This is a genomic window from Citrobacter sp. Cb028, assembly GCF_030336705.1.
In the GTDB taxonomy this organism is placed as follows: Bacteria; Pseudomonadota; Gammaproteobacteria; order Enterobacterales; family Enterobacteriaceae; genus Citrobacter; species Citrobacter braakii.
The window spans coordinates 131,742-143,847 of record NZ_JAOWCZ010000025.1 but is presented as its reverse complement, the minus strand read 5'-3'; the positions used below and the strand labels follow the sequence as shown (position 1 = coordinate 143,847).

Genomic DNA, 12,106 nt, shown 5'->3' with positions numbered 1-12,106 from the left:
ACGAAGTATATTAAGCGTCAACTAAACCAGTAATTTGAGATACACGAGAAAGGTCGATATTACCGCCAGAAATAATGCTGACTGTTTTTCTGTTCTGGATATAGCTATCTAATTTCCCGCTTAATAATGCTGCGCAAGCCAGCGCGCCGGCACCTTCAGTCACAACTTTATTTCGCTGAATTAATGCTACCATGCTGTTGCGAATTTCATCTTCGCTGACCAGGACAATGTCATCCACCAACTCACGAACAATTTCATACGTTAAAGTACCCGGGCGGGAAACGTCACAACCATCCGCCAGGGTGCCGGTCGTTCGGTGCGTGGTTATTTCTCCAGCGTGGAAAGAAGCCGCCATGCCATGAACATTTTCAGACTGTACGCCAATAATTTTAATAGTCGGGTTAATAGATTTAATTGCCACCGCAATACCAGCAATCAGTCCGCCACCGCCAATTGGCACAATCACGTTATCGACATCGTACAGATCTTCCAGAATTTCCAGACCAATAGTGCCCTGACCAGCAATCACTTTCGGGTCATCATATGGCGGAATAAAGATACGGCCTTCAGTTTCCACAATCTCGCTAACCTTAGCGATGGTGTCGTTGAAGTTGTCGCCGTGCAGCACAACCTCTGCGGAATAATCGCAGGTTGCAGCAACTTTAGACTTCGGCGCGCCTTTCGGCATGACCACTTTGCCGTCGATTCCGAGCATGGCGCAGGAGAGAGAAACCCCTTGCGCATGGTTACCTGCAGAGCAAGCCACCACGCCCTTACATCTTTCAGCTTCGGTTAATGAACTGAGCTTGTTAAACGCGCCACGGATTTTAAATGAACCGGTACGCTGCATATTTTCAAACTTGAGGAAAATTTCCCCTTTGCAACGTTCACTAAAATAGTTAGAGCGAGGCATTCCCGTTTTATAAATTTTCCCCGCCAGTCTTTTTTTCGCTTCGAGGATATCTTCAATTGCAACTGGGAGATCGTATGTAATGTGCATTAGAACCTCTTACTAGGGTATTAAAGTAAATAGATAGCCATGACCATTGTCAGATATAGACAGATGGCGTTGATTTCGTGTTAAAAAAAATTCAATCTTTAATCAATTTCAATTAATTGCCTTCGTCTCCGACAATTATATGATGAATACTCTTTGGCTAATTCCACCAAAATAGATGCTGCTTTTTTAATTCGATAATTTTTCGACCATACGGCGGCATAACGCGCGACGGGTAAGGTTTCTTCTACCGGGATAGTAATAAACTGGTTTGAGCCAAACGGTGTGGTCATATCGCAGGGAATTACTGTTAAGAAATCAGCATTGAGAACAAGATTATAAATCGTAACGACGGAGTCTGTTTTAACGATGTTTTCACTGCTGATGCCATTATTTTGTAACGTGGTTAGAAGTTCACTGTAGTACCCCATATTCGTTTGTGGCAACACCCACTGTTCGTTTTTCAACGCGCTCAGCGAGGTGATGCCGGTGCATGTTCGGGACTTGCTGGCAACCAGGATGAAGTCTGACTCAAAGAGCGGCTCAACATGCAGATCGTGCAGTTTCATCTCATCACTCAGCGTACCAATCGCGAAGTCCAGACGCCCGTCACGAATCGCAGGTAAGAACGAGGAGAGCTGAGCTTCATACATGGAAACCTGCGCTTTCGGGAACACTTCTTTGAATTTTTTAATCATGCCGGACATGATGGTGAAGGCAATCAGTGAAGGAAAGCCAAACGACACATCAACGACCGCATTGCTCGTCATGCTGTTCATCTCATCAACCATGTTCTTCATTTCACGGGTAATAGATTCAGACCATGAGAGCATAACCTGACCTGCCTGAGTTAATGTCACACCAGTATTTTTGCGTACGACTAACTCAATACCGAAATAAGCTTCTACATCATTAATGATTTTGCTGACAGCCGGTTGAGTTAAACCTAATTCTTTTGCAGCTGAGCCGATAGAACCGCTTCTAATGACTTCCTGAAAGACCACTAAGTGCTGTGTTTTAGGGAGTGTAATAGTATTCATATCGACCTGCGCTAATTACTTTGTTGACGGCAGGAAGTGTACCAAATTAAGCGAACGAGGATATGTGCTACCACTCACAAATCCCCTTGACTTACATTTTGTAAGACTATTATTTAAATTTAAATCACTTAATAATCATATAGATATGAAATATCGATCTCACTTTATCCTGACTTTAATCAAAAAAAGATGGGGGGATAACGATTTTTTATGGCTATAACAACACCATTTCTCCTGCTATTTCTTAAAACCACGAAAGGCTATATTTCAATCAATTACAGAGTAATTACCAGGCAAAACAGTGCTTAAATTTAATAAGCAACTTATCAAATATAATTATATTTTATCGTTTATAGTGGTCAAATAACGTTATGCATCACGTTTTTTAGCCTTATTTGTTTGTAAAGAAACATTGCATTTATTAATATTTAAACCAAAACATACAAAGAACCATCAAATGCAACATTGCATTAACAGTAGTTTTGTACGATTTATCAGCCAGTAATTTTGTGATGGTGATCGATTGCGTTCGATTATTCTCGATAAAAACGTATCGCGCAGCGTTTTGTGCTAGTCATCACAAAAAAGGAAATATCCCGCAAGACATTCCCTTAGATAAAAGAAGTTCAGCGCGCAAATAAAGGTCAAATAACGATGAGATGAATGGGAAATAAAGGCCTGATTCGTGGTGAACCAACTACAACACGACAGGAAAAACGTCTGCCGGATGGCAGTGTAAACGTCTTATCCAGTCTATAAAGCAAAAAACCTCGCCGAAGCGGGGTTTTTATAAAGAGTGAAGTTGACCGATAAGCCGAGTTCTTTTGAGCATAGCGTCGTGGACAGTCTGCCTATAAAGCAAAAAACCTCGCCGAAGCGGGTTTTTTATAAAGAGGTGAAGCTGACCGATAAGCCGCGTTCTTTTGAGTATAGCGTCGTGGACAGTCTGCCTACAAAGCAAAAACCCCGCCGAAGCGGGGTTTTATAAGGAGGTGAAGCTGACCGATAAGCCGGGTTCTGTCGTGGACAGTCATTCATCTAGGCCAGCAATCGCTCACTGGCTCAAGCAGCCTACCCGGGTTCAGTACGGGCCGTACCTTGTGAACCCCTATTTGGCCTTGCTCCGGGTGGAGTTTACCGTGCCACGGACTGTTACCAGCCGCGCGGTGCGCTCTTACCGCACCCTTTCACCCTTACCTGATCCCACTTGCGTGGGCCATCGGCGGTTTGCTCTCTGTTGCACTGGTCGTGGGTTTCCCCCCCAGGCGTTACCTGGCACCCTGCCCTATGGAGCCCGGACTTTCCTCCCCTCCGCCCGTCTCCCCCGAAGAGGACGACGACGAAGCGGCGACTGTCTGGTCAGCTTCGGCGCGCAGTATAGAGGGTTTGCGGGGCATTGTCACCCCGCACTGCGCATTCCTATCGCCAACGTGGCGGCGATGTTTCTTGAAGCGCGATAAATATTATCAAATGCCCCACGAAAGGCCTCTTCCAGCGTGCTGATGGTGGTTAATACGCTAAACACCGCATCGATACCATATTGATGCACCACCTCCACATCGCGCGTCAGGCTGCCGCCAATACCAATTACCGGCTTGTGGTACTTCTTCGCGACATTCGCCACACCCACCGGCACTTTGCCGTGAATGCTCTGGCTGTCAATCCGCCCTTCTCCGGTCACCACCAGCGTACAGTCATGAATATGCTCTTCCAGATTGAGCGCCTGGGTCACAATCTCAATACCACTGCGCAGCTCCGCACCTAAAAAAGCCATTAATGCGGCGCCCATTCCGCCAGCCGCACCAGAGCCAGGAACGTCTTTCACATCAACCCGCAGCGATTTTTTAATGATGTCGGCATAGTGAGACAGATTGCGGTCCAGTTCGATAATGCGTTCTTCCGTCGCCCCTTTCTGCGGGCCAAAAATGCGCGAAGCGCCAGTATCACCGGTGAGTGGATTAGTCACATCGCAGGCCACGCGAATTGAGCAGGTTTTTAAGCGCGGATCCAGGCCCGATATATCGATGGTGTTCAGACTCTCCAGGCTTCCACCACCGTTGCCAATCTCTGTCCCGTTGGCGTCGCAGAGTTTCGCCCCCAGCGCCTGCACCATACCCGCGCCGCCGTCGTTGGTCGCACTGCCACCAATACCAATAATGATGCTCTGCGCACCGCTATCCAGCGCCTGCAAAATCAACTCCCCGGTGCCGCGCGACGTGGTGACTAACGGGTTACGCTTTTCAGGAGGAACTAACGCCAGACCGCTGGCTGCCGCCATTTCGATAAACGCGGTTTTACCATCTCCAGACATGCCCCAGCAGGCATTCACTTTTTCGCCCAGCGGCCCTGTCACCCACGCTGAATGTTCACTCCCCTGCGTAGCGGCAATCATGGCTTCGACCGTTCCTTCACCGCCATCGGCAACCGGGACAGAAACATATTGCGCATCGGGGAAAATTTCCCGAAATCCTTTTTCTATTGCCTGAGCTACCTCGGTGGCAGAAAGGCTTTCTTTATAAGAGTCTGGGGCAATTACGATTTTCATAGTTATGTAGCCTGACAGTGCCGCGCAAGGCAAGAAATACAGGGCGCGCATCCGCGCCCTTCTTGTTAGCGAGTGACTTCCACTTTCGCCAGTTTTTCGTAGTAGCATGCGAGTGCGCTATGATCGGCGGTGCCCAGCCCATCAGCACGTAGCGCCTGCATCATCTCCATGACTGCAGCAGTCAGCGGTAACTGAGCGCCAACGCCATGAGAGGTATCCAGCGCGTTCGCCAGATCTTTAATATGCAGGTCGATACGGAAACCCGGCTTAAAGTTTCTGTCCATAACCATCGGCGCTTTCGCATCCAGTACGGTGCTTCCCGCCAGCCCACCACGGATCGCCTGATACACCAGATCCGGGTTTACGCCCGCTTTGGTCGCCAGCGTCAGCGCTTCCGACATCGCCGCAATGTTCAGCGCCACAATCACCTGATTCGCCAGCTTGGTGACGTTACCTGCACCGATATCACCGGTATGTACCACGGAACCTGCCATCGCTTTCATCAGATCATAATATTTGTCAAAAATCGCTTTATCACCGCCAACCATCACCGACAGAGTACCGTCGATAGCTTTCGGTTCACCGCCGCTTACCGGCGCGTCCAGCATATCCACGCCTTTCGCTTTCAGCGCGTCGCTGATTTCACGGCTGGCTAACGGCGCGATGGAGCTCATGTCGATCAGCACTGTCCCCGGTTTCGCCCCTTCAATAATGCCGCCCTCTCCCAGCGCCACTTCTTTCACATGCGGAGAATTCGGCAGCATGGTGATGATCACATCGCACTGCTCGGCAATATCTTTCGCCGTGGCGGCGGTTTCTGCGCCTGCGGCAATCACTTCCGCAATGGATTCCGGGTTACGGTCAGCAACCACCAGCGAGTAACCTGCCTTGAGGAGGTTTTTACTCATTGGTTTACCCATAATACCGAGGCCAATAAAACCAACTTTCATTGTCATGTCTTTATCTCTCTCTACTGTCGAGGGGGGTTATTTCTTAAAAGAATCAGCCAATTTTTGCGTGGCTGAACGGAACACGCCAAGATCGCTGCCAACGGCAACGAACGTCGCGCCCCACTCCAGATAACGACGCGCATCCGCCTCTACCGGGGCCAGAATGCCGCTTGGTTTGCCGTGTGCTTTCGCGCGGGCAAAAATGTGCTGGATAGCTTTCTGCACATCAGGGTGTGACGCATTGCCGAGGTGGCCTAACGCCGCAGCCAGATCGCTTGGGCCGACGAAGACCCCGTCGACGCCTTCTGTCGCCGCGATTGCGTCAACGTTATCGACGCCCTGCTGACTTTCGATCTGCACGATGATGGTGATGTTCTTATTCGACTGCGCAAAGTAGTCCGGTACGGTGCCAAACATATTGGCGCGATGGGATACGGACACGCCGCGAATACCTTCCGGCGGATAGCGGGTCGACGCCACGGCGTTCACCGCCTCTTCTTCCGTCTCCACGAACGGGATCAGGAAATTGTAAAATCCGATATCCAGCAGGCGTTTGATAATTACCGGCTCGTTGGTCGGTACGCGCACTACCGGCGCGCTGGCGCTGCCTTTCAGCGCCATCAATTGCGGGATAAACGTCGATATGTCGTTCGGCGCGTGTTCCCCGTCCAGCACCAGCCAGTCAAAACCCGCCAGGCCTAAAACTTCGGTACTGATTGGGCTGGCTAATGCAGACCAGCAGCCAATCTGAATCTGTTGCGCCGCGAGAGCCGCTTTAAACTTATTCGGAAAAATCGTGTTATTCATCGCTTACACCTTTGTTTATTTCTGCAATTCCATACGTTTAATGTCACCGACAATAAACAGGTAGCAAACCATTGCCATCAGCGCCGAGCACCCTACAAACATCAGCGCAGCATTAAATGAGTGCAGCTCGCTCACCAGATACCCAATCACCAGCGGGGTGACGATGGAAGCCACATTGCCAAATACGTTAAATACCCCACCGCACAGACCGACAATCTCTTTCGGCGCAGTATCGGAAATCACCGGCCACCCCAGCGCCCCGAAGCCTTTACCGAAGAACGCCAGCGCCATCAGCGCCACCACCAGGGTGGTGTTATCGGTGTAGTTACACAGAATAATGGTCGAGGCGAGCAGCATTCCGAGCACAATCGGCAGCTTACGTGCCAGAGTGATGCTGAAGCCACGTTTAATCAGATAATCAGAGAACACGCCGCCGAGTACGCCACCGGCAAATCCGCACAGCGCAGGGATCGAAGCCACCAGGCCCACTTTCAGGATCGACATGCCTTTTTCCTGTACCAGGTAAATCGGGAACCAGGTGAGGAAAAACCAGGTAATTGTGTTGATAAAATACTGTCCGAAGAACACGCCGAGCATCATACGGTTAGTGAGCAACTGCTTGATATAATGCAATTTAGGACCGCCTGACTTCACATCACCCGGCTTTTTATGGTCCATATCCACGACCGCGCCGTTTTCAGAGATAAACTTCAGCTCTTCTTGCGACATACGCGGGTGATCGGTTGGGTTATGAATAAACTTTACCCACAGTCCGGTGAGCACAAAACCAATCACGCCCATCACGGTAAAGACGTGTTCCCAGCCCCAGGCGAAGGTCAGCCAGCCCAGCAGCGGCGAAAACAGCGCCAGAGAGAAATACTGTGCGGAGTTAAAAATTGCGGACGCCGTACCGCGCTCTTTCGTCGGGAACCAGGCCGCCACGATACGGGCATTCGCCGGGAAGGACGGCGCTTCCGAGAAGCCCAGCATAAAGCGCATGATGAACATTGAAATACCCGCCCAGGCCAGCGGGAACATGTCGACAAAGCCCTGCAGGAAGGTAAACAGCGACCAGAAGAACAGGCTGTAGGTATAGACTTTCTTTGAACCGAACTTATCCAGCAGCCAGCCGCCGGGGATTTGCATTAACAGGTAAGCCCAGCCGAAAGCGGAGAAAATGTACCCCATTGAGATGGCACTGAGCTGTAACTCTTTCGCCACTTCCGTGCCGGCAATTGACAGCGTTGCACGGTCCGCATAGTTAACGGCTGTAACGATAAATATTATCAGCAATATTAAGTAACGGGTGTGCGTACCTTTCTTTTTCTCGACAACTGTATCCAGAATCATTCTAATTACCTCGGGTACATTAAATTTTTATTATTATTGGGTAGATATTCCTGGTGATAAATTACTGATAATAAGAACGCATAATAATTTATCAGACGCTATGAAACCGTGATTTAGTATAATCAGCAGCGCAACGTTAATCATTGTGCAAGCGCTCATTAAACATGCGTTATTAAAATAATGTTTTGGGCATATGCACACATACATGGGCGCTAATGCACACATTTACGTATTGCTACCCCTGGTGGGGCGGCCTTGCTGAGTTTAAGTGATCATCATCACATTCTTGGCGATAAACTCCTGACATTCTTATTTCACGATACCGAATCTTTATTACTTATAATTAGATTCAAAATATAAATATCCACACTATTATCACCACCTTGTTGGAGAATACTGGACAATGGCCGACATCGAAATCAGACAAGAATCGCCAACGGCGTTTTATATTAAAGTTCACGAAACAGATAATGTGGCGATAATTGTCAATGACAATGGTCTGAAAGCTGGGACGCGTTTTCCAGACGGACTGGAACTCATTGAACATATTCCCCAGGGACATAAAGTGGCGCTCCTGGATATTCCTGTTCGCGGCGAAATCGTGCGTTATGGCGAAGTGATAGGCTATGCCGTTCGCGATATCCCACGCGGCAGTTGGATTGATGAATCAATGGTTGAGCTACCCAAGGCCCCGCCGCTGGAGACGCTGCCGCTGGCAACCAAAGTGCCAGAGCCGCTGCCGCCTCTTGAGGGTTACACCTTCGAAGGTTATCGCAATGCGGACGGTAGTGTCGGCACCAAGAATCTGCTCGGTATTTCCACCAGTGTGCACTGCGTGGCGGGCGTGGTGGATTATGTGGTGAAAATCATTGAGCGCAATCTGCTGCCCAAATACCCGAACGTTGACGGCGTGGTCGGACTCAATCATCTGTACGGCTGCGGCGTGGCGATTAATGCCCCAGCCGCCATCGTGCCGATTCGTACCATTCACAATATTGCGCTAAACCCGAACTTTGGCGGTGAAGTGATGGTCATTGGCCTCGGCTGCGAAAAACTGCAGCCAGAGCGCCTGCTGGAAGGCACGCACGATGTGAAAAGTATTCCGGTCGACAGCGCCAGCATCGTCAGCCTGCAGGATGAAAAACACGTTGGCTTTCAATCGATGGTTGCCGATATTTTGCAGGTGGCCGAACGCCATCTGGCAAAACTCAATCAACGCCAGCGTGAAACCTGCCCGGCGTCAGAACTGGTGGTCGGCATGCAGTGCGGCGGCAGCGATGCGTTTTCAGGCGTGACGGCCAACCCGGCGGTCGGTTATGCCTCCGACCTGTTAGTACGCTGCGGCGCCACCGTAATGTTCTCTGAGGTTACCGAAGTGCGCGATGCCATCCATCTTCTGACCCCACGTGCGATTAACGAAGAAGTAGGTAAACGCCTGCTTGAAGAGATGGCCTGGTACGATAACTACCTTGATATGGGCAAAACGGATCGCAGCGCCAACCCTTCTCCAGGCAACAAGAAAGGCGGTCTGGCAAACGTGGTGGAAAAAGCGCTGGGTTCTATTGCCAAGTCTGGCAAGAGCGCGATTGTCGAAGTCTTGTCGCCGGGTCAACGCCCAACCAAACGCGGCCTGATTTACGCGGCTACACCCGCCAGTGATTTTGTCTGCGGTACGCAGCAGGTCGCTTCCGGGATCACCGTGCAGGTGTTCACCACCGGTCGCGGTACGCCGTACGGCCTGATGGCCGTGCCGGTGATAAAAATGGCGACCCGTACCGAGCTGGCCAACCGTTGGTTTGACCTGATGGACATCAACGCAGGCACCATCGCCACCGGGGAAGAAACCATTGAAGACGTGGGTCTGAAACTGTTCGAGTTTATTCTCGACGTCGCCAGCGGGCGTAAGAAAACCTTCTCGGATCAATGGGGACTGCATAACCAGCTGGCGGTGTTTAACCCGGCGCCAGTGACCTGATTATCCACGTTTTTTCTTCATGAGCATGTCTTCGGGCATGCTTTTTTTTTCGCCATATACTTTCGCAATCCTCCCTTTTCTTTCGAAACTTTCATTTATCAGATCGAAATCACAAAAAAACGTTACGAAACCCTATACTTTATTTCGAAGAAAGCAATCGAAAGACTTCGGAGGAAGTATGTTTATCATCTCAAGCAAAATGATGCTGAAGAAGGCACAGCGAGAAGGCTATGCCGTACCGGCGTTTAACATTCACAACCTGGAGACCTTACAGGTTGTCGTGGAAACAGCAGCCGAACTACGCTCTCCGTTGATCGTCGCCGGCACGCCTGGCACTTTTAGCTATGCCGGTGTCGGTAATATCGTTGCAATCGCCAGTGAACTGGCAAGATGCTGGAACCATCCTCTCGCCATCCATCTCGATCACCATGAAAGCGCCACCGATATTGAAGAGAAAGTCGCTACAGGTATTCGCTCCGTCATGATCGATGGTTCCCATCTGCCGTTTGTCGACAACATTGCGTTAGTTAAACACGTAACAGATTACTGCCATCGCTATGACGTTAGCGTTGAAGCTGAGCTGGGACGGTTGGGTGGACAAGAAGATGACCTAATCGTGGACGGAAAAGATGCGCTTTATACCCACCCAGAACAGGCTCGGGAGTTCGTGGAAAAAACCGGTATCGACTCACTGGCGGTCGCGATTGGCACGGCTCATGGTCTGTATAGCACTGAACCTAAACTGGATTTTGAACGGCTAACAGAAATTCGTCAGTCCGTTGATATTCCACTGGTTCTACATGGCGCATCCGGCCTGCCAGCACATGATATTAAGCGCGCCATCTCTTTAGGGATCTGCAAAGTCAACGTCGCTACCGAACTCAAAATCGCCTTTTCTGGCGCACTCAAAACCTATCTGAGTACACATACCAATGCGAATGACCCACGGCATTACATGATGCCAGCAAAAGCCGCCATGAAAGAAGTGGTACGTAAAGTCATTGCCGACTGCGGTTGTGAAGGAAAGCTATAAGCAATTGATTAATATGAATTGTATGAATTCTGGCAAAGGTCTGTTTTAAAGCTGGATCACGAAAGCTGCTTTTACCCTTTGCCTTCAATCCAAAAATATTATGAAGATAAACAAAAGATATCGGAGATAGAAGTGAAAGAAATAATCTCTCGTCATAAAGCAGGTGAACATTTAGGTATTTGTTCTGTTTGTTCAGCACATCCGTTGGTCATTGAATCCGCATTACGCTTTGATCTCAATACGGACAGTAAAGTTCTGATCGAAGCAACGTCTAATCAGGTTAATCAGTTTGGTGGCTATACCGGGATGAAACCCGCCGATTTCCGTGATTTTGTCTATGGCATCGCACAAGAAATTGGCTTCCCTCGAGAAAGACTGATCCTGGGGGGCGATCACCTCGGCCCTAACTGCTGGCAAAATGAAGTAGCGGCAGAAGCGATGGAGAAATCCGTAGCCTTGATTAAAGCTTACGTCGCCGCAGGATTCAGCAAAATCCATCTTGATGCTTCAATGTCCTGCGCTGACGATCCGACACCGCTAGACCCGATGGTTGTTGCTCAGCGAGCAGCCATACTTTGCCAGGCAGCAGAATCAACAGCAACCGAAGAACAGAAACGCCAACTGACTTACGTGATTGGCACAGAAGTTCCCGTACCAGGAGGAGAAGCCACCACCATCGGTAGCGTTCATGTCACACGTGAAGAAGATGCCGCCCGGACACTGGAAACCCATCAGGTTGCCTTCAGTGCATTAGGGCTTGAAGAAGCGTTAACGCGCGTAATCGCCATTGTGGTCCAGCCCGGCGTCGAATTCGATCACACTCAAATTATTCACTATCAGCCACAGGCTGCAAAAGCGCTTTCCGCCTGGATCAAAGAGACCCCAATGGTCTACGAAGCGCATTCTACCGATTATCAAACCCGCCAGGCATACCGTGCGCTGGTACGCGATCACTATGCGATTTTGAAAGTAGGTCCAGCACTCACCTTCGCTCTGCGTGAAGCTATTTTTGCCCTTGCGCAAATGGAAAATGAACTGGTATCTCCGGAGCAAAGAAGCCGGGTATTGGAAGTGATTGACGAAGTTATGTTGAATGAACCGGACTACTGGAAAAAATACTATCGCCCAACCTGGAGTCAGGCGATGGTTGATATTCACTTCAGTCTCTCCGACCGTATTCGTTACTACTGGCCGCATCCCCGCATTCGTCAAAGCGTAGAGAAATTAATAACCAATCTTAATGACGTCGCTTTACCACTGGGGCTAATTAGCCAATTTATGCCCGTGCAATTTGAGCGTCTGTCTGAAGGAACGTTAACCGCGACGCCACACAATCTGATTATCGACAAAATTCAGGACGTTCTGCGCGCCTATCGCTTTGGTTGCGCACCAGCACTTGCCTGAAATCA

Annotated in this window: 9 protein-coding genes and 1 other RNA gene; 3 read left to right on the top strand and 7 right to left on the bottom strand. The window is 49.7% G+C overall.

All coding sequences use genetic code 11. From position 1 onward, the window contains the following. Nucleotides 1–10: 10 nt before the first annotated feature. The 7 genes from tdcB to garP all read right to left on the bottom strand — a co-directional run bounded on the left by tdcB (nucleotide 11) and on the right by garP (nucleotide 7,689). The gene (gene tdcB, locus OGV75_RS02915; RefSeq protein ID WP_003828594.1) at nucleotides 11–1,000 is read right to left on the bottom strand and encodes a bifunctional threonine ammonia-lyase/L-serine ammonia-lyase TdcB; all 990 of its coding nucleotides are present in this window, start codon (nucleotides 998–1,000) and stop codon (nucleotides 11–13) included. 98 nt (nucleotides 1,001–1,098) lie between these two features. Further along, nucleotides 1,099–2,037: a transcriptional regulator TdcA gene (gene tdcA, locus OGV75_RS02910; protein WP_003828596.1), complete on the bottom strand. Its 939-nt coding sequence runs from the start codon at nucleotides 2,035–2,037 to the stop codon at nucleotides 1,099–1,101. A 990-nt stretch (nucleotides 2,038–3,027) separates the two neighbouring features. Beyond that, an RNA gene (rnpB, locus tag OGV75_RS02905) (RNase P RNA component class A) lies at nucleotides 3,028–3,404 on the bottom strand. Between the two features lie 32 nt (nucleotides 3,405–3,436). Next, nucleotides 3,437–4,582 carry a glycerate 2-kinase gene (gene garK / locus OGV75_RS02900; RefSeq protein ID WP_032931837.1) on the bottom strand — a complete coding sequence of 382 codons (1,146 nt, stop codon included), beginning with the start codon at nucleotides 4,580–4,582 and terminating at the stop codon, nucleotides 3,437–3,439. A 65-nt stretch (nucleotides 4,583–4,647) separates the two neighbouring features. After that, nucleotides 4,648–5,538, bottom strand: coding sequence for a 2-hydroxy-3-oxopropionate reductase (garR, locus tag OGV75_RS02895; RefSeq protein WP_016154635.1), 891 nt, complete (start codon nucleotides 5,536–5,538; stop codon nucleotides 4,648–4,650). Between the two features lie 30 nt (nucleotides 5,539–5,568). After that, the gene (garL, locus tag OGV75_RS02890) at nucleotides 5,569–6,339 is read right to left on the bottom strand and encodes a 2-dehydro-3-deoxyglucarate aldolase (protein WP_005131731.1); all 771 of its coding nucleotides are present in this window, start codon (nucleotides 6,337–6,339) and stop codon (nucleotides 5,569–5,571) included. A 15-nt stretch (nucleotides 6,340–6,354) separates the two neighbouring features. Continuing rightward, complete coding sequence (garP, locus tag OGV75_RS02885) at nucleotides 6,355–7,689, bottom strand: galactarate/glucarate/glycerate transporter GarP (protein ID WP_003024898.1); 1,335 nt, start codon at nucleotides 7,687–7,689, stop codon at nucleotides 6,355–6,357. Between the two features lie 403 nt (nucleotides 7,690–8,092). Here garP and garD point away from each other — a divergent pair, with 403 nt between their 5' ends. From garD to gatZ, 3 genes are all read left to right on the top strand, one after another. Then, complete coding sequence (gene garD, locus OGV75_RS02880) at nucleotides 8,093–9,664, top strand: galactarate dehydratase (protein ID WP_181547281.1); 1,572 nt, start codon at nucleotides 8,093–8,095, stop codon at nucleotides 9,662–9,664. Nucleotides 9,665–9,842: 178 nt separating this feature from the next. Further along, nucleotides 9,843–10,697 (top strand): tagatose bisphosphate family class II aldolase, encoded by an 855-nt coding sequence (locus OGV75_RS02875; RefSeq protein WP_103284275.1) that lies wholly within the window; start codon nucleotides 9,843–9,845, stop codon nucleotides 10,695–10,697. Between the two features lie 132 nt (nucleotides 10,698–10,829). Next, nucleotides 10,830–12,101, top strand: coding sequence for a tagatose-bisphosphate aldolase subunit GatZ (gene gatZ, locus OGV75_RS02870; protein WP_016154646.1), 1,272 nt, complete (start codon nucleotides 10,830–10,832; stop codon nucleotides 12,099–12,101). The last annotated feature ends 5 nt before the right edge of the window (nucleotides 12,102–12,106 follow it).